This window comes from Variovorax brevis, assembly GCF_030317105.1.
Taxonomy (GTDB): Bacteria; Pseudomonadota; Gammaproteobacteria; order Burkholderiales; family Burkholderiaceae_C; genus Variovorax; species Variovorax brevis.
On record NZ_JASZYG010000006.1, the window covers coordinates 22,823 to 49,786 of the forward strand.

The 26,964-nt window shown below is 64.3% G+C and carries 25 protein-coding genes, 1 tRNA gene and 1 pseudogene; 10 read left to right on the forward strand and 17 right to left on the reverse strand.

The features are described from left to right. Nucleotides 1-166 precede the first annotated feature (166 nt). Together QTI66_RS19645 and QTI66_RS19650 are read right to left on the reverse strand one after the other, a co-directional pair. A complete protein-coding gene (locus QTI66_RS19645) occupies nucleotides 167-1,009 on the reverse strand; it encodes a dienelactone hydrolase family protein (protein WP_286561540.1) in 843 nt (280 codons plus the stop codon). Between the two features lie 196 nt (nucleotides 1,010-1,205). Then, nucleotides 1,206-1,607, reverse strand: a complete 402-nt coding sequence (locus QTI66_RS19650; RefSeq protein ID WP_286561541.1) for a nuclear transport factor 2 family protein — start codon at nucleotides 1,605-1,607, stop codon at nucleotides 1,206-1,208. Between the two features lie 351 nt (nucleotides 1,608-1,958). On the opposite strand from QTI66_RS19650, the gene QTI66_RS19655 reads away from it, so the two are divergent. From QTI66_RS19655 to QTI66_RS19670, 4 genes are all read left to right on the forward strand, one after another. Beyond that, on the forward strand, nucleotides 1,959-4,070 hold the full coding sequence (locus tag QTI66_RS19655; RefSeq protein WP_286561542.1) for a hybrid sensor histidine kinase/response regulator: 2,112 nt from the start codon (nucleotides 1,959-1,961) through the stop codon (nucleotides 4,068-4,070). A gap of 64 nt (nucleotides 4,071-4,134) precedes the next feature. Beyond that, nucleotides 4,135-4,941, forward strand: a complete 807-nt coding sequence (locus QTI66_RS19660) for an alpha/beta fold hydrolase (RefSeq protein WP_286561543.1) — start codon at nucleotides 4,135-4,137, stop codon at nucleotides 4,939-4,941. Beyond that, on the forward strand, nucleotides 4,938-6,455 hold the full coding sequence (locus QTI66_RS19665; RefSeq protein WP_286561544.1) for a sensor histidine kinase: 1,518 nt from the start codon (nucleotides 4,938-4,940) through the stop codon (nucleotides 6,453-6,455). The genes QTI66_RS19660 and QTI66_RS19665 overlap by 4 nt, the downstream gene beginning before the upstream one ends. A gap of 131 nt (nucleotides 6,456-6,586) precedes the next feature. Further along, nucleotides 6,587-7,624 carry a DUF1254 domain-containing protein gene (locus tag QTI66_RS19670; RefSeq protein WP_444815023.1) on the forward strand — a complete coding sequence of 346 codons (1,038 nt, stop codon included), beginning with the start codon at nucleotides 6,587-6,589 and terminating at the stop codon, nucleotides 7,622-7,624. A gap of 20 nt (nucleotides 7,625-7,644) precedes the next feature. On the opposite strand, the gene QTI66_RS19675 is transcribed toward QTI66_RS19670, so the two are convergent. Then, complete coding sequence (locus QTI66_RS19675) at nucleotides 7,645-7,899, reverse strand: hypothetical protein (RefSeq protein ID WP_286561545.1); 255 nt, start codon at nucleotides 7,897-7,899, stop codon at nucleotides 7,645-7,647. 402 nt (nucleotides 7,900-8,301) lie between these two features. Between QTI66_RS19675 and QTI66_RS19680 the strand changes: the two genes are divergently transcribed. Further along, a complete protein-coding gene (locus QTI66_RS19680) occupies nucleotides 8,302-9,465 on the forward strand; it encodes a hypothetical protein (RefSeq protein ID WP_286561546.1) in 1,164 nt (387 codons plus the stop codon). A gap of 45 nt (nucleotides 9,466-9,510) precedes the next feature. Here the strand turns inward: QTI66_RS19680 and QTI66_RS19685 are convergent, their stop codons facing one another. From QTI66_RS19685 to QTI66_RS19705, 5 genes are all read right to left on the reverse strand, one after another. Beyond that, nucleotides 9,511-10,374 carry an isocitrate lyase/PEP mutase family protein gene (locus tag QTI66_RS19685; protein WP_286561547.1) on the reverse strand — a complete coding sequence of 288 codons (864 nt, stop codon included), beginning with the start codon at nucleotides 10,372-10,374 and terminating at the stop codon, nucleotides 9,511-9,513. A gap of 63 nt (nucleotides 10,375-10,437) precedes the next feature. Continuing rightward, the gene (gene prpF / locus QTI66_RS19690; protein ID WP_286561548.1) at nucleotides 10,438-11,628 is read right to left on the reverse strand and encodes a 2-methylaconitate cis-trans isomerase PrpF; all 1,191 of its coding nucleotides are present in this window, start codon (nucleotides 11,626-11,628) and stop codon (nucleotides 10,438-10,440) included. A gap of 42 nt (nucleotides 11,629-11,670) precedes the next feature. Continuing rightward, a complete protein-coding gene (acnD, locus tag QTI66_RS19695; protein ID WP_286561549.1) occupies nucleotides 11,671-14,271 on the reverse strand; it encodes a Fe/S-dependent 2-methylisocitrate dehydratase AcnD in 2,601 nt (866 codons plus the stop codon). 33 nt (nucleotides 14,272-14,304) lie between these two features. Beyond that, the gene (gene prpC, locus QTI66_RS19700; RefSeq protein WP_286561550.1) at nucleotides 14,305-15,462 is read right to left on the reverse strand and encodes a bifunctional 2-methylcitrate synthase/citrate synthase; all 1,158 of its coding nucleotides are present in this window, start codon (nucleotides 15,460-15,462) and stop codon (nucleotides 14,305-14,307) included. Beyond that, complete coding sequence (locus tag QTI66_RS19705; RefSeq protein ID WP_286561551.1) at nucleotides 15,459-15,860, reverse strand: acyl-CoA thioesterase; 402 nt, start codon at nucleotides 15,858-15,860, stop codon at nucleotides 15,459-15,461. The genes prpC and QTI66_RS19705 overlap by 4 nt, the downstream gene beginning before the upstream one ends. 132 nt (nucleotides 15,861-15,992) lie before the next feature. Here QTI66_RS19705 and QTI66_RS19710 point away from each other — a divergent pair, with 132 nt between their 5' ends. From QTI66_RS19710 to QTI66_RS19720, 3 genes are all read left to right on the forward strand, one after another. Further along, nucleotides 15,993-17,456: a short-chain fatty acyl-CoA regulator family protein gene (locus tag QTI66_RS19710; protein WP_286561552.1), complete on the forward strand. Its 1,464-nt coding sequence runs from the start codon at nucleotides 15,993-15,995 to the stop codon at nucleotides 17,454-17,456. A gap of 167 nt (nucleotides 17,457-17,623) precedes the next feature. After that, nucleotides 17,624-17,926 (forward strand): CopG family ribbon-helix-helix protein, encoded by a 303-nt coding sequence (locus tag QTI66_RS19715; protein ID WP_286561553.1) that lies wholly within the window; start codon nucleotides 17,624-17,626, stop codon nucleotides 17,924-17,926. After that, nucleotides 17,914-18,204 (forward strand): type II toxin-antitoxin system RelE/ParE family toxin, encoded by a 291-nt coding sequence (locus QTI66_RS19720; protein WP_286561554.1) that lies wholly within the window; start codon nucleotides 17,914-17,916, stop codon nucleotides 18,202-18,204. The genes QTI66_RS19715 and QTI66_RS19720 overlap by 13 nt, the downstream gene beginning before the upstream one ends. Nucleotides 18,205-18,339: 135 nt before the next feature. Here QTI66_RS19720 and QTI66_RS19725 read toward each other — a convergent pair. The 7 genes and pseudogenes from QTI66_RS19725 to petA form a co-directional block, all read right to left on the reverse strand. Further along, nucleotides 18,340-18,641: pseudogene (locus QTI66_RS19725) on the reverse strand (transposase); the annotation flags it as partial. Between the two features lie 77 nt (nucleotides 18,642-18,718). Next, nucleotides 18,719-18,794 (reverse strand) — tRNA-Thr (locus QTI66_RS19730). Nucleotides 18,795-18,842: 48 nt separating this feature from the next. Then, the gene (locus QTI66_RS19735; protein WP_286561555.1) at nucleotides 18,843-19,415 is read right to left on the reverse strand and encodes a ClpXP protease specificity-enhancing factor; all 573 of its coding nucleotides are present in this window, start codon (nucleotides 19,413-19,415) and stop codon (nucleotides 18,843-18,845) included. A 52-nt stretch (nucleotides 19,416-19,467) separates the two neighbouring features. Then, a complete protein-coding gene (locus QTI66_RS19740; protein ID WP_057596959.1) occupies nucleotides 19,468-20,079 on the reverse strand; it encodes a glutathione S-transferase N-terminal domain-containing protein in 612 nt (203 codons plus the stop codon). 100 nt (nucleotides 20,080-20,179) lie between these two features. Then, nucleotides 20,180-20,935, reverse strand: a complete 756-nt coding sequence (locus QTI66_RS19745) for a cytochrome c1 (protein WP_286561556.1) — start codon at nucleotides 20,933-20,935, stop codon at nucleotides 20,180-20,182. A 16-nt stretch (nucleotides 20,936-20,951) separates the two neighbouring features. Further along, nucleotides 20,952-22,352 (reverse strand): cytochrome b, encoded by a 1,401-nt coding sequence (locus QTI66_RS19750; RefSeq protein WP_286561557.1) that lies wholly within the window; start codon nucleotides 22,350-22,352, stop codon nucleotides 20,952-20,954. Between the two features lie 11 nt (nucleotides 22,353-22,363). Continuing rightward, entirely contained in the window at nucleotides 22,364-22,975 is a 612-nt protein-coding gene (gene petA / locus QTI66_RS19755) for a ubiquinol-cytochrome c reductase iron-sulfur subunit (protein WP_286561558.1), read from the reverse strand. A 170-nt stretch (nucleotides 22,976-23,145) separates the two neighbouring features. On the opposite strand from petA, the gene mscL reads away from it, so the two are divergent. Beyond that, entirely contained in the window at nucleotides 23,146-23,577 is a 432-nt protein-coding gene (gene mscL / locus QTI66_RS19760) for a large conductance mechanosensitive channel protein MscL (RefSeq protein WP_286561559.1), read from the forward strand. Here the strand turns inward: mscL and pdxA are convergent. Beyond that, nucleotides 23,564-24,643, reverse strand: coding sequence for a 4-hydroxythreonine-4-phosphate dehydrogenase PdxA (gene pdxA, locus QTI66_RS19765; protein ID WP_286561560.1), 1,080 nt, complete (start codon nucleotides 24,641-24,643; stop codon nucleotides 23,564-23,566). The two genes, mscL and pdxA, sit on opposite strands and share 14 nt — an antisense overlap. A gap of 11 nt (nucleotides 24,644-24,654) precedes the next feature. Further along, nucleotides 24,655-25,428: a Nif3-like dinuclear metal center hexameric protein gene (locus QTI66_RS19770; RefSeq protein ID WP_286561980.1), complete on the reverse strand. Its 774-nt coding sequence runs from the start codon at nucleotides 25,426-25,428 to the stop codon at nucleotides 24,655-24,657. A 163-nt stretch (nucleotides 25,429-25,591) separates the two neighbouring features. On the opposite strand from QTI66_RS19770, the gene QTI66_RS19775 reads away from it, so the two are divergent. Continuing rightward, entirely contained in the window at nucleotides 25,592-26,749 is a 1,158-nt protein-coding gene (locus tag QTI66_RS19775; protein WP_286561561.1) for a S1C family serine protease, read from the forward strand. Nucleotides 26,750-26,964: the final 215 nt, after the last annotated feature.

Here is a 26,964-nt window from a genome sequence, read left to right on the forward strand (position 1 = left end):
GATGGGTGCCTGATTCCCGACTCGCCCGGATCGGCTTCGACTGCCGGGCGAATGCGAAGAGCCCCCCTATTTCAGCTTGGCCGGGTTCTTCAGCATTCATGCGTTTTCAGGGAGCGACCCCCTGCGGCGTCGCGAAGCGGGAACACGCCCCGCCCATCGAGCGCACCTACAGGTTGCCATCAAGAAACTCGATGACATCCTTGGTCACGGCTTCCTTCTGGGCGATGTTGGTCCAGACCGTCGCGCCGCGCTTGGCGCAGGTCTTGCGCATCTCGGCCAGAAGCCCCACACCAGTCCTTGGGAACGTCTTGTCGTTGAAGGTGAAGCTTCCGTCTGGCTCAAGAATGGAAACACAGTCCATGAAAGTCTCGGCATCGCTGAGCCGAAACATTCGCACATGCGCTGGATCTCCATCGAATCCATGTGCGGCGTTGGGATAGATCCTGGTCTTGACCGATCCACCGGCACTTGCATAGCCGGCAGCGGACTCTAGACATGACCTGGTTCCGACCCAGTCATCCTTCTCCGCCAGAACGAGAAAGAGCTTGCTTGCAGGCTTGGCCTCTCTCGGCCTGGTGGTGCACCCGGGATAGAAGGGAATCGACACCGAAAAACGATCTTTTTGCGCTGGGAGATAGTTGCGATCGGCCGCCTGCATGCTCACCGTGCCGCCGCGCGAGAAACCCATGATCGCTGTCTTGTCCTCCGCGTAGCCTAGCCCCAGCAGGTAGCGGCGCGCAGCAAATGCGTCCTGTGCCTGCTGCAGGGACGCCAGCTTGCCCTGATCGCTGACCGTGCTTCCAATTCCGCGCGGCCCGAAGGTGTCGATGGCCAGCGCCGCATACCCCGCCGCACTCAGCGCCCGCCCCCAATAGCCCTCCCGGCCGTCGCTCCATCCACCGGAGCCGTGCACCAGCACGACAGTGCCTTTGACGGGCCCCGACGGCTTGTAGAGCACTGCATTGATCGTCAGCATTCCACCGGCGAACTGAGGCGACTCGAAGCTCACGGCAGCACCATCCTTTGGTTGTGCATACGCCGACGCACTCATCGCCATGGCGCAAGCCATCAAGAATGCCTGGGGCCATCGCGCCATCATGACCGCTCCTTCGGTGCTGCTGATCAGCCATTGTGGCGGCCTCAACGCCACGCAGGCAAGCTGCCTGGCCCACGCGCGGCCTCAGCCGCACGACGCCAACTCAAGATCAAGCGCTGAAGGCAGCCGCGACGGCGTGCGTGTCTTCATACGATTGAAACGACGTCACCTTTCCGTCACGAAGCGTCCACGCCATCGCCCAGTCGCTTGCGAAAGACTTGCCGGTCGGCTTGGCGCGCGCTGTCCATGCGCCGAGCACCACGACGCGGTCGCCGCTGGCGAAGAATTCCTTCGGTTCAAAGGACTGAACTTCCACGTTGGCGCCAAGCGAGGCAAAAAAGGACTGCACTGCGTCCACGCCCTGCCGACGACGTGCATAGGGAACCGATTCGGGGCCCGCATTGACCCAGGCCACATCGGCGGTGAGTTGACCGAGGATGGCCGGAATATTGCCTTGGCCGAATGCGGCGTAGATCTGTTGCACGGTCTTGATGTTGTCTTGTTCGTTCATGTTCGCTCCTCAAGTGTTTTGCGGACAGGTGGATGGGCAGTGGCAGCAACGTGTCCGCGTGCGTTGCCACACCCGCTTTTACGTACCATCTTTGTCCGCGGATTCACCCATTTCAAGGGCCTCGACGCGTTCCCATTGCGCGCATGGACACGCGGCTTCGCTTGGTGCGGGTTCCCGCCAATTCAACGCAAGGCACGGTCAGATACATTCATTGCTATCCTCGGGGCGGCCCCGCCCGGGAAGGTGCGCCGTGCCATCGAATGGACCAGGATGAAACAAGGTGGTGCTTCGAGCCATGCGTGTTGGAGTGATCGTTGCGTCAGTGGCTTCGCCCGAGCGCGCTGAAGAATCATGATGTCCGATTCAAGCTTGCCAACGACAGGTCGGACCGCCGGCTTCCTGGACGGAGGCGGCGGCATGGGTGCATTGATGCGCTCGCACGACTGGTCGCAGTCAGCGCTCGGCCCGCCGGAAACCTGGCCGCAACCCTTGCGCACGGTCGTCGGGCTTCTTCTTCAATCGCGGTTCCCCATGTTCGTGGCTTGGGGAGAAGCGCTCAGCTTTCTCTACAACGACCCGTACGCCGAAATCCTCGGCGCCAAGCATCCGCGCGCCCTGGGCATGCGCTTCGAGGACATCTGGTCGGAGATATGGCCGGACATCAGCCCGCTGATCGATGCCGCCATGGCGGGCCAGGCGATTTATCGCGAGGACCTGCCGCTCCTGATGAATCGCAAGGGCTACGACGAACAGACGTGGTTCACCTTTTCCTATTCGCCGCTGTGCGACGAGAGCGGCAAGATCGCCGGAATGTTCTGTGCGGTTTCGGAGACGACCCGCAGGGTGCTGGCCGAGCGTGGCCTGCGTGAGCTGAACGAGACGCTGGAACGCCGGGTGAGCGAGGCGCTTGCACAGCGCAAGCTCATGGCCGACATCGTGGAAGGCACCAATGCCTTCGTCCAGGTGGCCGATCTCGACTACCGGTGGCTTGCCATCAACCGGTCGGCGGCGGACGAGTTCGAGCGCATCTTCGGCGTTCGCCCGAAGGTCGGCGACAGCATGCTGGAACTGCTGGCTTCGCAGCCGGCGCACCAAGCTGCGGTCAAGGCCGTGTGGAGCCGCGCGCTGGGCGGCGAGGAATTCGTGGAGACCGGGGAATTCGGGGATCCGGCGAGGGATCGCCGGTTCTACGAAATGCGCTACAGCACCTTGCGCGGAGCCGGTGGCGCACGCGTCGGTGCGTATCAGTTCGTCTACGACGTCACCGAGCGCGTGCTCGACCAGGAGCGCCTGAAAAAGGCCGAGGAGGCGCTTCGCCAATCCCAGAAGCTGGAGTCCCTCGGCCGGCTGACCGGCGGCGTGGCACACGACTTCAACAACTTGCTGGCTGTGTTCGCAAACGGGCTGCAGTTGCTGGAACGCGGAATTGCGGCGGAGCAGCGGGAGCGCGTCCACGCCGCCATGCGCCGTGCCCTGGCCCGCGGAACCGGGTTGACGCACCAGCTGCTGGCGTTCACGCGCCGACAGCCCATCAATCCGACGTCGATCGACCTTGCGACCCACCTCCTTGGCATGCGTGAAATGCTCGAGCACTCGCTGCGGGGAGACACCCGTGTCGAGATGAATTTTGGAGCCGACCTCTGGCCCGTCGAAATCGATGCGGGCGAATTCGAGCTGGCGATGTTGAACCTGTTCGCCAACGCGCGGGACGCGATGCCCGAAGGCGGCGTCATCGCCATCGATGCCACGAACGTCATGCAAGCGGCCGATGAGGGTCCTCCGGCCGCCTGGCTTCAGCTTTCAGTCGCCGACACGGGAAGCGGTATGCCACCCGAGGTGCTGGAACGCGCGTTCGAGCCCTTCTTCACGACCAAGGAGGTGGGCAAGGGGTCGGGATTGGGCTTGCCGCAGGTGTATGGCTTTGCGCAGCAATCCGGCGGCCAGCTCAGGATCGACAGCCGCATCCAGGTGGGCACCACCGTCACCCTGCTGTTGCCTCGCTCGCTGCGCCAGCCCGCCGCGCCGGTTGACGCAACGAGCGCGCTCTCTCTTCACGGTGACGGCAACGGTCGCCAGGTGCTTCTTGTCGAAGACGACGCCGAAGTCGCGGCGCTCACGCGCGAGATGCTGGGCCACCTGGGATTCACTGTCATCCACGCGGCAAGCCCGGCTGCGGCGCTGGGCGCGTTGGCCAACGCGCGAAGCATCGACGTCGTGTTCTCTGACGTCATGATGCCCGGCGGCGTCAGCGGCGTGGATCTCGCTCGCGAAATCAGGCGCCGGCGCCCGGAGTTGCCCGTCGTGCTGACGACCGGTTATTCCGGCGCGGCGGGCGGGATGAACCACGCGGAATTCCGCCTGCTCCTGAAGCCGTACAGCCTCGAAGCCCTGGCCGACGCCCTGAGCGTCAACCCGGAGATCAGCGGGTTCCAGGCTCAGAATACAAACGTTCGCAAATCGTGATAATGGTCTTTTCCCATCGTCGGGCGGACCCACGGGCTGCGCGGCTTTTGCCAAAGGCCCGCACATGTCTGTCGAGAAGCGAAACAACGTCAAGGTCCTCGGGGATGGGCCTGCCACCATGGTGTTCTCGCACGGATTCGGATGCGACCAGCACATGTGGCGGTTTCTGGCGCCCCAGTATTCGGCGCGGTTCAGGACGGTCACCTTTGATCTGGTCGGTGCAGGCCAGTCGGACCTGAGCGCCTACGACCCGGGCAAGTACAACCAGCTGTCAGGCTATGCAGACGACTTGCTGGAAATCGTCGAAGAGTTTGCCCAAGGTCCTGTCATCTTCGTCGGGCACTCCGTGAGCGCCATGATGGGCCTGCTGGCCGGCATCCGTGCGCCGCAGCGCTTCGCGGGTCACGTGATGGTCGGCCCCTCGCCCTGCTACATCAACGATGGTGACTATGTGGGCGGCTTCACGCGCGAGGACATCGATTCGCTGCTGGACACGCTCGAGTCCAACTACCTCGGCTGGGCAAGCAACATGGCGCCTGCCATCATGGGTGCGCCGGAACAGCCGGAGCTTGGTGTCGAACTCACCGACAGCTTCTGCCGGACAGACCCGGAAATCGCGAAGCAGTTTGCACGCGTCACCTTCCTGTCGGACAACAGGGCCGACCTTCCGAAGCTCACCGCGCCAACGCTTGTCGTGCAGTCCAGCGACGACCTGATCGCGCCGCTGGCGGTGGGCGAATACCTTCAGCGCACGCTTCCCGACTGCATGCTTCGCGTCGTCGAGAACGTGGGTCATTGTCCGCACCTGAGTGCGCCGTGCGCCAGTGCCAGCGCCATGGACGAATTCCTTGCAACGCTCGGCCACCGGTGAATGCCGAACACACGCCTGAACTGCCGAACGCCGAGCAACTCTTCGACGAGTTTCCAACCGGCCTGCTCGTCACGAGCATCACGGGCACCATCCTGAAGGTCAACAAGACGTTCTGCACGTGGCTGGGAGTGGACCGCGATGAGCTGGTCGGCAGGAAGCGGCTGCAGGAGCTCTTCACGATGGGTGGGCGCATCTTCCACCAGACACACTGGCTGCCCACGCTGCAGATGCAGGGCTCGCTGTCCGAAGTGAAGCTCGACATGCGGCACAAGGATGGCCACACGATTCCGATGATGCTGAACGCCATCCGGCGAACCACGGCCGCCGGCAGCTATGACGAAGTCTCGATGGTGGTCGCCGAAGAGCGCAACAAGTACGAGCGGGAACTGCTTGCCGCCAGAAAGCGCGCCGACGACCTGGTGACGAAGGAGCGCGAGGCCCAATCGGCCTTGCGGGTGACACAGGCCCGGCTGCGCCAGGCGCTGCGTCTCGGGAACCTGTTTCTCTGGGACATCGATGCGGCGACCGGCGCCCGACGGTACGAAGACGACGTCGCGCGGCTGCTGGGCTACGTGGCCGCGCGGCCGGTGGACGACACGCAATACGCCGCAGCGATCGACCCCGCAGACAGGGACAACGAGCGGCGCGCCATGGAATCTGCCCTCAGCCGCAGCGAAGACGTCTACAACTGCACCTACCGGCTCAACGGCGTCGACGGCGTGCAGCGAACGGTGGTGTCTTCGGGCCAGGGCTTCTTCAACGAGGACGGCGCGCTGCCCTACTTCGTGGGCGTGTTGAGTGACATCACGGAATCGACGCGCGAGCACGCCCGTGCACAGGACAGGGCCCTTTTCGCCGAGCAGATGGTGGGCATCGTGAGCCACGACCTGCGCAACCCGCTGTCGGCGATTCTCATGGGCGCCAAGGTCCTTGCGCACGACGAGGACGCACCGCAGAAGGTTCGCGTCCTCGGCCATGTCACGAGCTCCGCGCAGCGGGCCCAGCGCCTCATCGAGGAACTGCTGGATTTCACGCTCGCCCGCGTGGGGCGCGGCCTGACCGTCGCACCCTCGCCTCTCGACCTGCATGGGTTGGTCGCTGGCATCGTCGAAGAGCTTGCGCTGGCTTTTCCCGGACGCCAACTGGTCCACCGTTCCGAGGGCGAGTCCAACTGCATCGCCGACGCGGATCGCGTGGCCCAGTTGCTGGGCAACCTTGTGGGCAACGCGATGGCGTACGGAGACCCGGAGGGCCTCGTCGTCGTGACCTCGGCCATTCGCGGCGACACGGCCAGCCTGTCCGTTCACAACCAGGGTGAGCCCATTCCACGAGAGTTGCAGGCCACGCTGTTCGAGCCCATGGTGCGAGGGGACCCGGGAGAAAGTCCTGCGCGCAGCGTGGGGCTTGGCCTGTTCATCGTTCGCGCCATCGCGCTGGCGCATGGGGGTGACGTCAGCGTGGCTTCATCGCGCAGTCAGGGAACGACGTTCACCTTTGCGTTTCCGCGGGTGTGAGCGTCGTACACGCGTTGGCGACTCGCGATCATGACAGCCGACGTCAAGCCCGCTAAGGTGTCGCTGCGCGGACGTCACGCGTAGCGACGCGGCTGCGCACCCCAGCAACCCTTCAAAACATTGCACTCATCATGAAAAACCCCTTGAAGGCATCGAGCATCCTTGCTGCCATCATCGCGACCATGACCACCACCCAAGCCCAGCAGGCGACGCCTGCCAGCGTGCCCGTCACTGTCGACAACTTCGTTCGCGCCGAGACTGACACGTACGTCGCGGCGCTCGCCAAGCAGGGCGGCCTCGGCAAGCTGCTGCATCGCCGCGAGCCCGCGTCCATCGACAACCAGACCGTGATCCGCCTCAACCGCGACACTTTCTACAGCTCGGGTGTTTTCGATCTCGATGCTGGCCCGGTCACGGTGACGATGCCCGATCCCGGCAAGCGCTACATGGCGCTGCAGGTCATCAACGAAGACCACTACACGCCGAACGTCTACTACGGCGCGGGCACCTACACGCTCACCAAGGAGAGCGTCGGCACCCGCTACGTGGTGGCGGCGATCCGCACGCTGGTCGATCCGGCCGACCCGAAGGACATCGCGCAGGTGCATGCCCTGCAGGACGCGATCAAGGTGAGCCAGGCGGGCCCGGGCACGCTCGAGTTTCCCGCTTGGGACCCCGTCAGCCAGAAGAAGGTGCGCGACGCATTGATCGTGCTGTCGACCACCATTCCCGATTTCAAGAAGGCCTTCGGCACCAAGGCCGATGTCGATCCGGTGCGTCGCCTGGTCGGCGCCGCCGCGGCTTGGGGCGGCAACCCGGACAAGGACGCAACCTACCTCAACATCACGCCCGCAAAGAACGATGGCAAGACCGTATTCCGTCTCGACGTGAAGGACGTGCCGGTCGATGGCTTCTGGTCGATCAGCGTCTACAACGCCCAGGGCTACTACGAGAAGAACGCGGCCGGCGCGTACACGCTCAACAACCTCACCGCAAAGAAGAGCGCCGATGGCTCGATCGCTGTGCAGTTCGGCGGCTGCGACGGCAGCGTGGCCAACTGCTTGCCGATCGTCGCGGGCTGGAATTACACGGTGCGGCTTTATCGCCCACGCGCCGAGATCCTCAGCGGCGCGTGGAGTTTCCCGGCGCCGCAACCGGTCAACCATTGAGCGGTCGTTGACCGGGTAGTTCACGGAGCGGTTGCAAACTCGGTTTGCCCGCTCACTTCACTGATGAAGCGCTCCGCAGCGACTATCGCGTTGCACTCAGCGCTCGCATGGAACTTCAATTCCGGCATGCGATGGCCGGCGCTGTCGAAGAACTCCACCTGATACTCGTTTTGCGTGGCGTCGAAATAGACGAGAGCCTGCTCGCCAGCCAGCGCCAATCGGGTGGCATGTATCAGGCGACGTGTGTTCGTGCGTGGGACGGTGACGTTTTTCATAAAGCTGCATTCAGGTCGCATGGCGTTCGGCCTGCCGGGACCAGCGCCGCTCCATTTGCGCGCGACGGTCTGGGGAGGACGTTGCATAGGACTTCAATGCTATGAATTGCGGAAGGTTCCATGTGTCTTCCCAGTCCCACTTCGTATCGTCGGATCCCACCCGCCGATGATTGCGTTCATGCGTGAGCGCGGGCCCGCTGAGCGAAGGACACAACCAGATCAGCCGCCTCGCGTCAACCCGCAAATTGTTGATGGCACAACCAATGCAAAGGGTAGGCTGACGTCTTCGCTCGAAGCGACAGCCAGCCGCGCGGCATGCGTTCGCGGTACAAGAAAACACCCGAAGGAATCGCCATGCTTTCTCGCGGAGTTGTGTTGAATCGCGCAGCCTCGACTTGCAGGATGTGGCGCAGCCGCTCCTGGACGCTGGTCCTCGCCGGCGCATTGTCGGCAAGCAGCGCGCTGGCCGATGTCATCTGGATCGGCCAGCCAACGCTTCGCGACTACATGGCCTACAACGTCCAGAAGGCCATCGAAGGATTCGTCCAGATGCGCGAGCAGATGGCGCAGTTCGAGGCGCAGGTGACCGAGGCCCGGCGCGCCTACTTCGCAGCGCCGGCTTCGAATCGAGGTGCCGCTGGAGACAGGTTCGGCCAGATGCTGTTCGAGAAGGACCTGATGATCGCGTGGCCGAAAGTGATCGGCACCGACGAACAGGGGCAATTGCTCGCCAACTTCATGGCCCTGGCCAACAACGGTCGCCCTCCCGACGGAGGCATCGCTCCGAGCGCCCGGCAGGCCTTCAATCGATGGGTCAGCGCGATTCGTTTCAGTACCGGCGGAGGATTTGGCTCGACCCCCGACCCGGTCAAGACGGCCCATGCCTTGCAAAGCAGCGACAGCATGAAGGAGTACGAGGCGTATCGACGTCTTCGCGACCAGGCCGAGTGGGACGATTTCGAGGCCCAGCGTTCAGGCGGAGCGCGCAGGTTGCTCGGGCCCGGCACGACGGTTTCTCCTCGAACCTATTTCGGCGAAACCCCCTTTGCGCAGAACTTTGACGCCCGGATCGCCAGGCTTCCCAACAAGATCCTTCAATGCCTGTATGCGGGCCGTCAGGCGGAAGGCTCGGTCTTTCACTTCTGGCAGGGTCAGCCTCCCGAAGACATCGCCTTCCTCATGGCGATGAACATGAGCGCTTTCACGGCGTTGAAAGATCACGCCCTCGATGCGTGCCCGCCGGACAGCAAGCAGGCAAGCGCGATCGCTTCGTCGCCGGCCAAGGTGGTCATCACGCCGCAGATGGCGAAGGATGCCAGGGCACAGAAGAACTCGATGTATGTCGACCCCGCCCAAGCCGAGGCGAACCGGCAAAGAAACGAGGCAGCGCGCGCGAAGTCCGCAGACAGAAAATCGCTGCAGGAAGAGAAGAGCGCGATGTTCAGGACGTGCGCCGACGAGATGCGGGCGAACATCGTTCCGGCGCAGCAAGCCCGGGACAACAACGCGATCAAGGCGGTCCATGCGAGGTACATGCAGTGCATGAGCATCGCGCGGGCTCGATGACGGACCGCACCCGGCGTCAAAGCGGAGCACTGCGAGTCATCTGGATCAGACGCTGTACTTCTTCTCCAGCACGTCGAGTTCCGGCTTGCCAACCAGCCGCTGGCGCTCAAGAAAAGGCACCACCAGCGCCGGATCCTCGTCGATGCGCTTGGCGTCGCGCAGCACGGTCAGCGCCTTCTGCATGCCCGCCACCGCACCCTGCAGCGCGGCGTTCGCATACAGCACGATGCCGTAGCCCAGCCCGGCCAGTTCCCCGGCGCCAAAGATCGGCGTCTTGCCGCCGATGACCATGTTCATCAGTTGCGGGCGGGAAAGCCGTTGGGGAAGCGCCCGAATCTCTTCGGCCGTGGTCACCGCCTCGACGAACAGCATGTCGGCGCCGGCCTCACTGAACTTCTGCGCGCGTTCGATGGCGGCCTCGAAGCCCTGCGTCGCGCATGCATCCGTGCGCGCGAGGATCAGCAGGTCGGGATCGGTGCGCGCGTCCACCGCGGCCTTGATCTTGGCAACGGCTTCCTCCGTGCCGATCACTTCCTTGCCTGAGAAGTGGCCGCATCGCTTCGGCGCAACCTGATCCTCGAACTGGATGCAGTCAGCGCCAGCCCGCTCGAGTACGCGCACGGTGTGGCGCACGTTGAGCGCGTTGCCGAATCCGGTATCGGCATCGACGATGAGCGGCAAGCTCACCGCATCGCGGATGCGCGCGGTGTGGTCGGCGATCTCGTGCAGCCCCATGAAGCCCTGGTCCGGCAAACCGAACCACATGTTGGTGACGCCGGCGCCGGTGACGTAGATGGCCTCGAAGCCGAGGTCCTCGATGACCTTGGCCGACAGCGCGTTGAAGGCACCCGGCACCAGCACGCCGCGGCGTGCCTCGGCCAGTGCCTTGAGGGTCTTGCGAGTAGACATTGATTGAATTCCTGCCAGTAAGGGAAATGGGCACGGGGTGGCGCCGTGCCACAGGTGTCTTGTTCAGAAACTGTCGCCGGGCACGCGGACCCAGCCTTCCATCAGCACGCGTGCGCTGCGGCTCATCACAGCCTTCGTGACCGTCCATTGGCCGTTGCGCAAGGCGACTTCTGCCCCGACCCGCAGGGTGCCCGACGGATGGCCAAAGCGCACCACCTGCGGCGCCCCGCCCCCGGCAGCCCGGTTCACAAGCGTGCCGGGAACCGCGGCAGCAGTGCCGATGGCGACGGCGGCGGTACCCATCATGGCGTGATGAAGCTTGCCCATGGAAAGCGCGCGCACCAGCAGGTCCACGTCGGCTTCGTGCACGGACTTGCCGCTGGAAGCTGTGTAGCTGGCCGGCGGTGCGACGAAGGCGACCTTCGGCGTGTGTTGGCGTCGTACTGCTTCGTCGAGGTTCCCGATCAGGCCCATGCGCAGCGCGCCATGTGCACGGATCGACTCGAACATCGCCAACGCCTTGGCGTCGGCGTTGATGTCGTCCTGCAGTTCGGTGCCGGTGTAGCCGATGGCTTCGGCGTTGACGAAGATGGTCGGGATGCCGGCGTTGATCATCGTCGCCTTCAGCGATCCGACGCCCGGCACCGTGAGGTCGTCAACCACATTGCCGGTCGGAAACATCGCGCCGCCGGCACCATCTTCTTCGGCCGCTGGGTCGATGAATTCAAGCAGGACTTCAGCCGCCGGAAAGGTCACGCCGTCGAGCTCGAAATCGCCGATCTCCTGCGCCGCGCCATCCGTGACCGGCACGTGCGCAACGATGGTCTTGCCAATATTTGCTTGCCAGATGCGAACCACCGCCACACCGTTACGCGGCACGCGGCCCGGATCGAGGAAGCCGTTGCTGACGGCGAAAGGGCCAACGGCCGCCGACAGGTTGCCGCAGTTGCCGCTCCAGTCGACGAAAGGCGCGTCGATGGCCACCTGGCCGAACAGGTAGTCAACATCGTGGTCGGGCCGCGTGCTCTTCGAGAGGATGACGGTTTTGCTGGTGCTCGATGTCGCAGCGCCCATGCCGTCGATCTGCTTGCCGTAGGGGTCGGGGCTGCCTATGACGCGCAGCAGAAGCGCGTCACGCGCGGCGCCCGGCACCTGCGCCGCTTCGGGCAGGTCTTGCAGGCGAAAGAAGACGCCCTTGCTGGTGCCGCCACGCATGAAGGTGGCGGGGATCTTGATCTGGGGTGGATGTGCCATCTTGTGGAGCCCTGAATCGCTGGGGAAATGCATTGGCGGTGATCAGGCGGCAGCGGCCTGCGTCGATTCGAGGAAGTCCTGCGCAAAGCGCTGCAGCACGCCGCCCGCATCGTAGATCGAGACTTCCTCGGCAGTGTCGAGACGGCAGGTGACGGGCACCGGGACGGACTCGCCGCTCTTGCGGTGGATCACCAGCGTCAGCGTCGCGCGCGGACTGCGCACGCCGATCACGTCGAAGGTTTCGGTGCCATCGATGCCCAGCGTCAGGCGCGTCACACCCGGCTTGAACTCCAGCGGCAGCACGCCCATGCCGATCAGGTTGGTGCGGTGGATGCGCTCGAAGCCCTCGGCCACGATCGCCTCGACGCCCGCGAGGCGCACGCCCTTGGCGGCCCAATCGCGCGAACTGCCCTGGCCGTAGTCGGCGCCGGCGATGATGATCAGGGGCTGCTTGCGTTGCATGTAGGTTTCGATGCCTTCCCACATGCGAACGACCTTGCCCTCGGGCTCAAGGCGCGTGAACGAGCCCTTCTTGACGGCGCCATTGATCACGGCCATCTCGTTGACCAACTGCGGATTGGCGAAGGTGGCGCGCTGCGCGGTCAGATGGTCACCGCGATGCGTGGCGTAGGAATTGAAGTCCTCTTCGGGCAGGCCCATCCTGTGCAGGTACTCGCCCGCCGCGCTGTCGCGCAGGATGGCGTTGGACGGCGACAAGTGGTCGGTCGTGATGTTGTCAGGCAGCACGGCCAGCGGGCGCAGGCCCTTGAGCGTGCGCTCGCCGGCCAGCGCACCTTCCCAATACGGCGGCCGGCGAATGTAGGTGCTCTGCGGGCGCCAGTCGTACAGCGGACTGACCTTCTCGTTGCTCGCCACGCCCACCTTGAACATCGGCTCATACACGCGGCGGAAGTGTTCGGGCTTCACGCTGGCGGCAACGATGGCATCGATCTCCGCGTCGCTCGGCCAGATGTCCTTGAGCGTGACAGGCTGGCCGTCCGGATCAATGCCCAGCACGTCCTTCTCGATGTCGAAGCGCACAGTGCCGGCGATGGCATAGGCCACGACCAGCGGCGGAGAGGCCAGGAACGCCTGCTTCGCATAGGGATGGATCCGGCCATCGAAGTTGCGGTTGCCCGAGAGCACAGCCGTGGCGTAAAGGTCACGCTCGATGATCTCCTGCTGGATCCGCGGGTCGAGTGCGCCCGACATGCCGTTGCAGGTGGTGCACGCAAAGGCCACGATGCCGAAGCCGAGCTTCTCAAGTTCGGGCAGCAACCCCGCATCTTCCAGATAGAGCTGCACGGCCTTCGAGCCCGGTGCCAGCGACGACTTGACCCACGGCTTGCGAAGGAGGCCGCGCGCGTTGGCATTGCGCGCCAACAGGCCGGCCGCGATGACGTTGCGCGGGTTGCTGGTGTTCGTGCAACTGGTGATCGCCGCGATGATCACCGCCCCGTCGGGCATCTGGCCACGCACCTCTTCCCACGGGGCCGCAATGCCGCGCGCGGCCAACTCGGAAGTCGGCAAGCGCTTGTGCGGGTTGGAGGGGCCGGCCATGTTGCGCACCACGCTGGAAAGATCGAAGCGGATCACGCGCTCGTACTCCGCGCTCGCCAACGCATCCGCCCACAGCCCAGCCTCCTTCGCGTAGCGCTCGACAAGTTTCACCTGCTCGTCTTTCCGGCCGGTCAGCCGGAGGTAGTCGATGGTCTGCTGGTCGATGTAGAACATCGCCGCCGTGGCGCCGAACTCGGGTGTCATGTTGGAGATGGTCGCGCGGTCGCCCAGCGTCAACGCGGAAGCACCTTCGCCAAAGAATTCGAGGTACGCACCCACCACCTTCTCCTTGCGCAGGAACTCGGTGAGCGCCAGCACGATGTCGGTGGCGGTGATGTTGGGTTGCGGCTTGCCGGCTAGTTCCACGCCGACGATGTCGGGCAAACGCATCCACGAGGCGCGGCCCAGCATGACGTTCTCAGCCTCCAGTCCGCCCACGCCGATGGCGATGACGCCCAGCGCGTCCACATGCGGCGTGTGGCTGTCGGTGCCAACCAGCGTGTCGGGGAAGGCCACGCCGCCCTTCGCGTGGATCACCGGCGACATCCGCTCCAGGTTGATCTGATGCATGATCCCGTTCCCCGGCGGGATCACCTCGACGTTCTTGAACGCCTTCTTCGTCCACTCGATGAAGTGGAAGCGGTCTTCGTTGCGGCGGTCTTCCACGGCGCGGTTCTTGGCGAACGCATCCGGGTCGAACCCGGCGTACTCCACCGCCAGCGAGTGGTCCACGATGAGCTGCGTCGGCACCACCGGATTCACCTGCGCCGGATCGCCTCCCATGTCGGCAATGGCGTCGCGCAGGCCGGCCAAGTCCACCAGCGCGGTCTGGCCGAGGATGTCGTGGCATACCACGCGCGTCGGGAACCACGGGAAGTCGAGGTCGCGCCTGCGCTCGATCAGTTGCGTGAGCGAGGCGGTGAGGATCGCCGGGTCGCAGCGGCGCACCAGGTTCTCGGCATGCACGCGCGAGGTGTAGGGCAGCCCGGCCCAGGCGCCGGGCTGAATCGCATCGACCGCTTCGCGTGCATCGAAGTAGTCCAGCGTCGTGTGGGGGAGTCGTTTTCGGTAGTCGGTGTTCATGGCGGGCCCATCAGGCGGCTGGCGGAATGGAAGTTACTTGCGGTCGCCGATTGCCACGAAGGCGAGGTCTTCCGGGCCGGTGTAGTTGGCGCTCGGGCGGATGATCTTGTTGTCGATGCGCTGCTCGATGATGTGCGCGGCCCAGCCCGAGGTGCGCGCGATCACGAACAGCGGCGTGAACATCGCCGTGGGCACGCCCATCATGTGGTAGCTCACCGCGCTGAACCAGTCGAGGTTGGGGAACATCTTCCTGGCGTCCCACATCACGCTCTCGAGCCGCTCGGCGATGTCGAACATCTTGGTCGAACCTGCTTCCTGCGACAGCGCCCTGGCCACGCGCTTGATGACGACGTTGCGCGGGTCGCTCACCGTGTAGACGGGGTGCCCGAAGCCGATGACGACTTCCTTCGCCTCGACACGGCGGCGCACGTCGGCTTCGGCGTCATCGGGTGAGTCGTAGCGCTTCTGGATCTCGAACGCGACCTCGTTCGCGCCACCGTGCCTGGGGCCACGCAGCGCGCCGATGGCGCCGGTGATGGCCGAGTAGACATCGGAGCCGGTGCCGGCCACCACGCGGGCCGCGAAGGTGCTGGCGTTGAACTCATGCTCGGCGTAGAGGTTGAGCGATGTATGCATCGCGCGCTCCCAACTCGCGGAAGGCTTTCGACCGTGCAGCAGATGCAGGAAGTGCGCGCCGATGGAGTCGTCATCCGTCTCCACCTCGACGCGCTTGCCCTGCGTCGACCAGTGGTACCAGTAGAGCAGCATCGAGCCGAGCGAGGCCATCAGCCGGTCGGCGATGTCGCGCGCACCGGGCAGGTTGTGGTCGTCCTTCTCGGGCAGCACGCAGCCGAGCGTGGAGGCGCCGGTGCGCATCACGTCCATCGGGTGCGCGCCGGCTGGCAGTTGTTCCAGCGCCTGCTTGACGCTGGCGGGCAGGCCGCGCATGGCCTTGAGGCGGTCCTTGTAGGCGCGCAATTCGGCGGCCGTGGGCAGCTTGCCATGCACCAGCAGGTGGGCGATCTCCTCGGACTCGCAGACCTCGGCGATGTCCAGGATGTCGTAGCCGCGGTAGTGCAGGTCATTGCCTGTGCGCCCCACGGTGCACAGCGCGGTGTTGCCGGCGGTCACGCCCGACAGGGCGACGGACTTCTTCGGCCTGAAGCCGGTGGGTGAAGTGAGGGCGTTCATGCGATCTCCAGTTCTTTTTTCAGGTAGGTGTGGGGGATCCGGGCGGGCTTGCCTTGGGCATCGACCGCCACCATCTCGAAGACGCCATTGAGCGCGACGCCTGGCTCTTCGCCGAGACGCTCCGCGATGCCAGTGACGCAGACGGTCATCGAGCTGCGTCCAACGCGGCTCACGAATGCGCGCAGCCGCAGCACGCTGCCGACCGGCACGCGCGACACGAACTGCGCGTCGCTGCAGCGCGCCATCACCACATCCGATTTCGCGTACTGGCGCGCTGCCAGGAAGGCGGCCTTGGACATCAGCAGGAGCGCATTGCCGCCGAACAGCGTCCCGTAGTGGTTCGCGTGCTCGGGGAACACGATTTCGGCGACATCGATGGCGTGCTTGTCTTCAGTCATGCTTCGCAATTTACGCAAACTCGGCGCCATAATGAAGGACTGAAATGGCGAATGATTGCGAATGAAAGACTTCAAATTTGCGAAGTTTGCGAAGATTGCGAAGATTAGAAACGACATGTGGGGTGGCGACTGATGCGCAAGACTTTCATGGGCGTGCGCCTGCGCAAACTCCGCAGCGAGCGCGGCATGAGCCAGGTGGCGCTGGCGAATGCACTCGGGTTGTCGCCCAGCTACCTGAATCAACTGGAGCAGAACCAACGGCCGCTGACCGTCGCGGTGCTGCTCAAGATCAGCCGCGCCCTCGGCGTCGATGTGCAGCAGTTCTCCGACGACGAGGAGGCGCGCCTGGTGGCAGGCATGCGCGATGCGGTGGCCGACAACCCCGGTGGCGATGCCATCGCGATGCCCGAACTGACGGAGATCGCGTCGCAGATGCCTGCGGTGGGACGCGCCCTCATCGCGCTGCATCGCCGCCATCAGGAGGCACTGGAACGTCTGGAAGCCATGGCTGGCGAACTGGGGGACGGGCGCGGAGACATGGCGCGTGGACGCCCGATGCCCTTCGAGGTGGTGCGCGACTTCTTCTTGGCTCATCAAAACCATTTCGACACGCTGGACGTGGCCGCGGAATCGCTGGCCGGCGAAGCGCGCGCGCATGGCGGACCGTTGGGCGCATGGCTCATGCAACGGCTCATGAAGCAGCACGGCGTGCGCGTGGTGCCGACGGATGAAGGCGCCGAGTTGAGCCAGCGCCGCTACGACCCGGCCAGCCGTGTGCTGCGGCTGTCGTCCAGCCTGGAGCCGGGACAGCAAGCCTTTCAGCTCGCCACGCAACTGGCGTTGCTGGAGCAATCGGCGCTCATCGAGTCACTGGTGCAAAGCGCGGGCCTTGGCGATGCCGCTGCGCACGGCCTTGCGCGCATCGGCCTGGCCAACTACTTTGCGGGGGCGCTGTTGCTGCCCTATGGCGCCTTCCTCGGCGCAGCGGAAAACCTGCGCTATGACATCGACCAGCTCGCGCGGCGGTTCGGCGTCGGCTTCGAGACGGTCTGCCACCGCCTGAGCACGCTGCAACGACCCGATGCGCCGGGCGTGCCCTTCTTCTTCATCCGCGTGGACCGGGCGGGCAACATCTCCAAGCGCCAATCGGCCACGCATTTCCACTTCTCCAAGACGGGCGGCACCTGCCCCTTGTGGAACGTGTACGAAGCCTTCGCGCAGCCGGGGCGCATCCTGCCGCAGCTGGCGCGCATGCCCGACGGCAGGGCCTACCTGTGGATTGCCCGCACCGTGTCGCACGGTCAACGCGGCTTCGGCTCACCCAGCAAGACCTTCTCCATCGGGCTGGGTTGCGATGTGCGCTACGCGCCGCGGCTGGTCTACGCCAAGGGTCTGGACCTGAAGGATCCGGAGGTGCCCACGCCGATCGGCATGGGCTGCAAGGTCTGCGAGCGCGTGGCGTGCCCACAGCGGGCCTTTCCGTTCGTCGGCCGGCCGCTGGACGTGAACGAGAACGAAAGCCGGTTCACGCCTTATGCGGTGGCTGAGAGCCAACCTGCCGCGGCGCCCTCGCGCAAGAACAAGGGCACCGGCTGATCGGCCCGAGTACGTCGCGCAGCAGCCACGCGGCTGCGGCATGTTGGCCAGCGCCGCCCCGGTCTCCGGCAAGCCGCGGGTCTTGAGGCCGGGGTCAGGGTTGATGCATGGATTGGCGGACGGCTGGGATCGACTAAGTATGGTAAGGTAATACCTAGAGATACCTGATGGAGGCTGCCATGGCTGCTCCTGCCGTTCGCCCGGTGGCGATCAAGATCGACGAGGACACCAAGGCCCGCGTGAAGCGGCTGGCCGAGGCGCGCCATCGCACGTCGCATTGGCTGATGCGCGAGGCCATCACCCAGTATGTGAATCGCGAGGAAAAGCGCGAGGCGTTCCGTCAGGACGCGCTCAAGGCTTGGGAAGCGTACCGCACCACCGGCATGCATGTGACCGCCGATGAGGCCGATGCCTGGCTGGCTGAACTCGAAGAGGGTAAAGACATCGAACCTCCGGCATGCCACGGCTGATCTGGGCGCAGCCTGCGCTGCTCGATGTGCAGCGCCTCTATCGCTTCCTGGCTCCCAAGAACCTCGATGCCGCCAGGCGGGCGGTGAAAGCCATCCGCCAGGGCGTCAAGGTGCTGGGGCAGCAACCTGGCATTGGGCGTCCCATCGAGGATCTGCCCGAGGAGTTCCGCGAGTGGATCATCGACTTTGGCAATAGCGGCTACGTGGCCCGCTACCGCCTTGACCCGGATGCCGTCGTCATCCTCGCCGTGCGGCATCAGAAGGAGGTCGGTTTCTGACTGTTGGTGAGGCGATGCCGCGACGCGATGGTGAAGCCGCAAGTTGGTATCGAGCAATGCGATCTGAGCGAACGGCGCTTATGCAGGCTTGTGGGGCTCTCCCGTGACAGCTACCGCAATCCACCCGAAGTCGATCATGGTGGCGATGGCCGCACGCTTGGCCTCTGGGGCCAACGCTTTACCCCGAAGGCGGTGTTCAGCGCGTGAATGTCCAGGTGGGCTTCTGCCAACAGCTTCTTGCGCTTGTTGTTCTCCGCCTCGAGTTCACGCAACCGCTTGGCATCGGGCACGTCCATGCCCCCGTACTTGGCGCGCCACTTGTAGAAAGTCGCGTCGCTGAAGCCGCCTTTGCGTCACAGATCCTTGATCGGAAAACCCGACTCGGCCTGCTTGATGAACCCGATGATCTGCTCCTCGGTGTATCTGCTCTTTCTCATGTCCGTCATTCTCCAAGTTGACGGACTTCACTGCCACTATGCTGGTACGGCTGGGGGGCAGATCACACGGGGAAAAATGGTGCCGCTTGTCGGAATCGAACTGACGACCTTCCGCTTACAAGGCGGGTGCTCTACCAACTGAGCTAAAGCGGCGTGGACTGGCATTCTATCGGCGCGGCGCGCCGCGAATGCCGGCCGGGATTATTTGATGCGCTTGAGTGACGGGCGCGCCCCACCGCCGGCAGGCGGCTTCGGCGGCTCGTCGGTGCCGGGCGAGGATGTCGCCGAGCCGCCTCCGGCATCGTCGGCGGCTTCATCGCCGGTCACGAGATGCACGATGCGCGCGTCGCCCTCCACCCCACCTCGCGGCGCGCCGCGCGCAGGCTGCGTCACCGCCAAGCTGGAGCCCGTGGAGGGGTGGTCCGCCGAGCTAGCCGGTGCAGGAGACGCCACAGGCGCCGGAAAGGCCATTCCCTGCCCGTTCTCACGGGCGTAAATGGCAATCACGCGTCCGACCGGCACGCAGATCTCGCGCGCCGTGCCCGCAAAACGGGCCTTGAATTCGATGAATTCATTGCCGAGCTTGAGAGAGCTGGTCGCATCGAAGCTGATGTTCAGCACGATCTCGCCGTTCTTCACGTACTCGCGCGGCACCTGGACGGTGTCGTCCACCTGCACCGCCACGTACGGCGTGAAGCCGTTGTCGGTGCACCACTCGTACAGCGCCCGGATGAGGTACGGGCGCGTGGACGACGACTCTAACGCGCTGATCATGGACATGCGTGGCTGTGGCCTTCGAGTTGCGCTGTGCTTGCTTGCGATGCGCTTACTTGCGCATCACCTTTTCGGACGGGGTCAGCGCTTCAATATACGCCGGACGCGAAAAGATGCGCTCAGCATACTTGAGCAGCGGCGCGGCGTTCTTGCTGAGGTCGATGCCGTAGTAGTCCAGGCGCCACAGCAGCGGCGCGATGGCCACGTCGAGCATCGAGAAGTTGTCGCCCAGCATGTACTTGTTCTTGAGGAACACCGGGGCAAGCTGCGTGAGGCGGTCGCGGATGTGCGAGCGCGCCTTTTCGAGCGCCTTCTCATTGCCCTTGGCCGTGCGGTTTTCCAGCGTCGACACGTGCACGAAGAGTTCCTTCTCGAAGTTGAGCAGGAACAGGCGAACACGCGCACGGTCGACCGGGTCGCCGGGCATCAGCTGCGGATGCGGGAAGCGCTCGTCGATGTACTCGTTGATGATGTTCGACTCATACAGGATGAGGTCGCGCTCGACCAGGATCGGAACCTGGCCGTACGGGTTCATCACGCTGATGTCTTCGGGCTTGTTGTAGAGATCGACGTCGCGAATCTCGAAGTCCATTCCCTTTTCGAACAGCACAAAGCGGCAACGATGGGAAAAGGGGCAGGTCGTTCCTGAATAAAGCACCATCATGGCGAGAGACTCCTAAAAATCAAAAAGAGTGGGTCGCGTCATCGGCAACCCACTCTGCGAGACCGAAAGCGCTTGGCGCTCCGGCCGGTGATGAAACGAACTACTTGACGTCTTTCCAGTACGCCGCGTTCAGGCGCCACGTAAAGACCACGCCAACCAGAAGGAACAACAGGACCCAGACACCGACGCGCACGCGCGTATTTTGTGCCGGCTCTGCCATCCACTGCATGTAATTGACCATGTCGCCAACGGCGTGGTCGAACTCCTGCGGCGTCATCGTGCCGGGACTGAGTTGCTCGAAGCCGGCAAAAACCTCGACTTTGTGGCCGTGCTCTTCCATTTCCTTGTAGACCGGGCGGCGGTCACCCTGCAGCTCCCACATCACGTGAGGCATCGCCACGCTGGGGAACACGAGGTTGTTCCAGCCGGTGGCCTTGGTGTCGTCACGGTAGAAGGTGCGCAGGTAGGTGTAGAGGTAGTCAGGGCCCGTGCCGCCGTGGCCGGCGCGCGAGCGCGCGACGAGCGTCAGGTCGGGCGGCGTCGTGCCGAACCAGTCCTTGGCCTGGCGCGCGTTGATGTTGGCCTTCATCGTCTCGCCGACCTTGTCGGTCGTGAACAGGAGGTTGTCCTTGATCTGCTTTTCGGTGACGCCGATGTCCTGCAGGCGGTTGTAGCGCATGAAGGCTGCCGAGTGGCAGTTGAGGCAGTAGTTGACGAACAGCTTGGCGCCGTTTTGCAGCGACGCCATGTCGTTCGTCTTGTTCGGCGCCTTGTCCAGGACAACGCCTCCTTCGGACGCTTGTGCACCGGCCGCCAACGTGAGCGCGGCAATGAACGCGAGGATGATTTTCTTCATTCTTGTTTGCTCCGGCTCAATGCGCTGCGAAGGTCACGCGATCAGGCACGGGCTTGAACGTGCCGAGGCGACTCCACCACGGCATCAGCAGGAAGAAGCCGAAATAGAACAGGGTACCCACTTGCGACACGCGCTCGCCGATGGGCGAAGGCGGTTGCACGCCCAGGTAGGCCAACACCACGAAGTTGACCACGAAGACCGCGTACACATACTTGTGCCAGCCCGGACGGTAGCGGATCGACTTGACCGGGCTGTGGTCCAGCCAGGGCAGGAAGAACAGGATGATGACGGCGCCGCCCATGACGACCACGCCCCAGAACTTGGCGTCGATCTGCAGCATGAGCACACAAACCACCACTGCGACCACCACGACGGCGGCCTTGGCGACGTTGATGAGGCGCGTCTTCCAGACACCGAAGACGGCACCCGCGATCACGCAGGCGATGAGTGCATACATCATCTCGCTGGTGATGGCGCGCAGCATCGAATAGAAGGGCGTGAAGTACCAGACCGGTGCGATGTGGTTCGGCGTCTTGAGCGAATCGGCCGGGATGAAGTTGTTGTACTCCAGGAAGTAGCCGCCGGCCTCGGGTGCAAAGAAGATGACCGCCGAGAAGATCAGCAGGAACACCAGCACGCCAAAGATGTCGTGCACCGTGTAGTAGGGATGGAAGGGAATGCCGTCCAGCGGATTGCCGTTGGCATCGCGCTTGGCCTTGATCTCGACGCCGTCGGGATTGTTGGAGCCCACTTCGTGCAGCGCGATCAGATGCGCCACCACCAGGCCGAGCAGCACCAGCGGCACGGCAATGACGTGGAAGCTGAAGAAGCGGTTCAGTGTGGCGTCGCTCACGACGTAGTCGCCGCGAATGAGAAGCGCCAGGTCCGGGCCGACGAAGGGAATGGCGGCAAACAGGTTCACGATGACCTGCGCACCCCAGTAGCTCATCTGGCCCCAGGGCAGCAGGTAGCCCATGAAGGCTTCGGCCATGAGGCACAGGAAGATCGCGCAGCCGAAGATCCAGATGAGTTCGCGCGGCTTGCGGTAGCTGCCGTAGATCAGCCCGCGGAACATGTGCAGGTACACGACCACGAAGAACGCCGAAGCTCCCGTGGAGTGCATGTAGCGGATGAGCCAGCCCCAGGGCACGTCGCGCATGATGTACTCGACCGAGGCGAACGCGAGCGTTGCGTCGGGCTTGTAGTGCATCACCAGGAAGATGCCGGTGACGATCTGGATCACCAGGACCAGCATCGCCAGCGAGCCGAAGATGTACCAGAAGTTGAAGTTCTTGGGCGCGAAGTACTGGCCCATGTGCTCGTTGTAGAGCTTGGACAGCGGGAAGCGGTTGTCGACCCAGTTCAACAACTTTTCGCCACCAGCGGCGTTCGGGGAGATTTCCTTGAATTCAGCCATGTCGTTCTTCCTCAGGCCTTGTCTTCGCCGATGAGAAGGCGCGTGTCGGAAAGGTACATGTGCGGCGGAACCGGAAGGTTGTCGGGCGCAGGCTTGTTCTTGAAGACGCGGCCGGCCAGGTCAAAGGTGGAACCGTGGCATGGGCAGAGGAAGCCGCCTTCCCAGTTGTCGGGCACCGAGGGCTGGGGACCCTTCTGGAGCTTGTCGATGGGCGAGCAACCGAGGTGGGTGCAAATGCCAACAACCACCAGCACGTCAGGCTTGATGGAACGATGTTCGTTTTGTGCGTACTTGGGCGTGAACTCGTCGGGATGACGCTTGGATTGCGGATCAGCGAGTTGGGGATCGAGCTTGGGCAACTCTGCAAGTTGCTCAGGTGTGCGCTTGAGGATCCACACCGGCTTGCCACGCCATTCGACGGTGACCTTTTCCCCCGGCTTGAGAGCGCTGATGTCGACCTCGATCGGTGCACCGGCCGCCTTGGCCTTCTCCGACGGCTGGAAGGTACTGACAAACGGAATGGCAGTTGCCACGCCGCCCACCGCACCAGCACAGCCGGATGCGATCAACCATGTCCTCTTGCTGCTGTCGATCCGGTGATGGCCGACGGGGGTGTCACTCATGTGGGTCCTCAATCTTCTTCGCTGGGGTACTTGACTTGGGTCAACCGGCGATTGTAGCGGAGCGCCAAGGACGTTTTCAACGCGAAGAAGGCGAAGTTGCCCACGCGCAATTGCGATGCGCCTCCCTATACTGGGCGCGTTTTCAAACAACACAAACGGGGAAAGCAACCATGAGCTTCGTATCGGAATTTAGAGAATTCGCGATGAAGGGCAACGTCGTCGATCTCGCTGTCGGCGTGATCATCGGCGGTGCATTCGGCAAGATCGTCGACTCCCTGGTGGCTGATGTGATCATGCCGATCATTGGCCTCGTGTTCGGGAAGCTCGACTTCTCCAACCTGTTCATTGTGCTGGGGACCGTGCCACCCAACGTCGGGCACACGCTTGCGGACCTCAAGAAGGCCGGCGTCCCCGTGCTGGCCTACGGCAACTTCATCACCGTGGCGGTGAACTTCGTGATCCTGGCCTTCGTGATCTTCCTGATGGTCAAGCAGATCAACCGCCTGCGCAACCTCGTGCCCGCCGAGCCGGCAGAAGCGCCTCCGCCTCCAGAAGACGTGGTGCTGCTGCGCGAGATTCGCGACAGCCTCAGGCGTCTCTGATATCGGTACGTTGCGTCTGCTGCCCTGACAGCAGCAGGCGCGCCATGCGGATCGCCTCGATGAGGCTCGACGCGTCGGCAATGCCTTTGCCCGCGATGTCGAAGGCCGTGCCGTGATCGGGGCTGGTGCGCACCAGTGGGAGGCCCAGGGTCACGTTCACGCCCTTCTCGACGCCGAGGTACTTCACGGGGATGAGTCCCTGGTCGTGGTACATCGCAATCACCACGTCGAATTCACCATGCTTGCCGAACGGTGTGCGTGCGCGCATGAAGATCGTGTCAGGCGCATAAGGGCCGCTTGCGTCGATGCCGTCGATGCGAGCAGCCGCAATGGCAGGCGCAATGATGTCGCGTTCTTCAGACCCGAAGAGACCGCCCTCCCCCGCATGCGGATTGAGCCCCGCCACCGCCATGCGCGGCGCGCGGCCCAAGGCATGGGACAAGGCCTCGTGTGCAATGCGCAGCGTCTGCAGCACACCGTCGAAAGTCACGGCCTCGATCGCGTGACGCAGCGACATGTGGATGCTCACGAGGACTGTGCGCAGTTCGTCGTTGGCCAGCATCATCCGCACCGGCACCTGCGCGATGGTGCGACCCAGGTGCGAAGCCGCGGCCGACTGAAGCAGTTCGGTATGACCGGGAAAAGCGAAGCCCGCAGCGGCCAGTGACTCCTTGTGCAAAGGCGCCGTCACGATGGCGGCGATGCGGCCCTGAAGCGCTGCATCAGCGGCCCAACTCACGGCATCGCCGGCGGCGCGACCTGCCGCAGCGCCAATCTGACCGACGACGACGCCCTCGGGCGGCGCAATCACTTGCAGCACCGGCACGCAATGGCCAGGCGCACTTGCCACTTCGCGCGGATCGTCGATGTGCATGGTCGGCAAGGCCGGCGCACCGGGCCGCTCGAGCGCCACGGCCGCACGCCGCATGCACCCCACGTCGCCGGCCACGAAGCAGCCGCGCGTCAGCTCAGGCGCGTCGCCAAACGCCTTGACGATGATCTCGGGTCCGATGCCGGCGGGGTCGCCCATCGTGATCGCGATGGGCCGTTCTGCGTGCTGACTCAAGGACTGCGTCCTCACGCCGGGTTGTCGATGTCGATGAACTCGTGCACGAGCCCCAGTTGCGTTGCCACGTGGGCGGCCACGGCCGGCGCGCCGTAGCGCTCGGACGCGTGATGCCCGCACGCGATGTAGGCCACGCCCATCTCGCGCGCGTAGTGCGTCTGCGGCTCGGAGATCTCGCCGGTGATGAAGGCATCGGCACCCGCGGCGATGGCCGCTTCGAAATAGCCTTGCGCACCGCCCGTGCACCAGGCGATGTTCTTGATGGGACGATGTGCCGTGTCGACCAGCGCCACCGGCCGCTTCACCACCTTCTCGACGTGCGCTGCCAGCTTCTTGCCATTGGCAAAGGTTGAACCGTCTTCCGCCGCGCCCAGGAAGCCGATCTCCTGATCGCCGAAGCGGCCTGCCGATCCCGGATGCGCGAGCAGTCCCAGATGCAACCCCAACTGCGCGTTGTTGCCCAGTTCGGGATGTGCGTCCAGCGGCAAGTGGTAGGCGAAGAGATTGACGTCATCGCCCAGCAGCAGGCCCAACCGCTGCCGCATCCAGCCGGTGACGCAAGCGTCCTGGCCGCGCCAGAACAGGCCGTGGTGGACGAAGATGGCATCGGCCTCGGCATGGATGGCCGCCTCGATCAGCGCTCGGCTGGCCGTGACACCGGAGACGATTTTCCGGACCTTGATGCGGCCCTCGACCTGAAGGCCGTTGGGGCCGTAGTCCTTGAAGCGCTGCGGCGCAAGCAGCAGGTCGAAAGCGTGGAGGAGTTCGTGACGCGTCGTGCTCATCACGCCATTGTGGACTTCCGGGCGCCGGGAATCACCCATGCGCCGCATCCTCTTAAGGGTTATCACCAATTCCCGTGTCATCCCACGCCCATTCCCGATCGTTCCTCCGAGCCTCTGCCGGGGTCATGAGGGACAATCCCAAGCCTCACCACATCCAACTCACATGAAGCGTATCTGGCTGCTGTTTTCCCAGACCGTCACGGTCATCCTGGCGGGCTACTTCGTGGTCGCGACCCTCAAGCCTGACTGGATCGCCAAGCGTCCCACCACGCTGGGCGGCGTCGTCTCGGTCATCGAGGCGCCGGTGCCGGGCCCTTCCCTGCCGGCGCCCGGCAGCCTGAGCGCCGCCGCCAAGCGCGCCGCGCCCGCGGTGGTCAGCATCACCACGAGCAAGGCGGCGCACCGCAATCCGCGCGGCGACGACCCGTGGTCGCGCTTCTTTTTCGGCGACCAGGACGACCAGCCGCAAGTGGGCCTGGGCAGCGGCGTGATCGTGAGCACCGAGGGCTACATCCTGACCAACAACCACGTGGTCGAGGGCGCCGACGAAATCGAAGTCACCCTCAACGACGGCCGGCACGCAACGGGCAAGATCATCGGCACCGACCCTGACACCGACCTGGCCGTGCTCAAGATCGAACTCGACAAGCTCCCCGTCGTGGTGCTGGGCAACTCGGATTCGCTGCAGGTGGGCGACCAGGTGCTGGCGATTGGCAACCCCTTTGGCGTCGGCCAGACGGTGACGAGCGGCATCGTCTCGGCGCTGGGGCGCAACCAGCTGGGCATCAACACCTTCGAGAACTTCATCCAGACCGACGCGGCCATCAATCCCGGCAATTCGGGCGGTGCGCTGGTGGACGTGGACGGCCACCTCGAGGGCATCAACACGGCAATCTATTCGCGCTCGGGCGGCAGCATGGGCATCGGCTTTGCCATTCCGGTGTCCTCGGCCAAGCAGGTGCTGGAAGACATCGTGAAAGAGGGCAAGGTCACGCGCGGCTGGATCGGCGTCGAGCCCAACGACCTGTCGCCCGAACTCGCCGAGACCTTCGGCGTGAAGGCCAAGGCGGGCGTCATCATCACGGGTGTGCTGCAAAACGGCCCTGCGGCGCACGCCGGCATCCGGCCGGGCGACGTCATCACCGGCGTTGGAGAAAAGAAGATCGACAACGTGCAGGAACTGCTGACGGCCGTCGCAGGATTGAAGCCCGGCAACGCGTCCCGCTTTGCCCTGCAGCGCGGCAGCGACAAGATGGAACTCGACGTGACGCCGGGGCTGCGCCCCAAGACACCGGTACGCCGCTTGCCGCGAAACGAGTAACTGAAAAAAGGCCGCTGCACATTACACAGCGGCCTTTTCCTTCATTCCAGGAACACCGCGGAACCGGCGTTGCCGGGCCGCCGGTGTTGCCCCCGGCAGGGGGTTGGAGGAGCGACACGAAGTGCGCGCATCCTGGGGGCGAGCAACAAGCCCTCGCGGAACCGGCTTCGCCGGGCCGCTGGTGTTGCCCCCGGCAGGGGGTTGGAGGCTACACG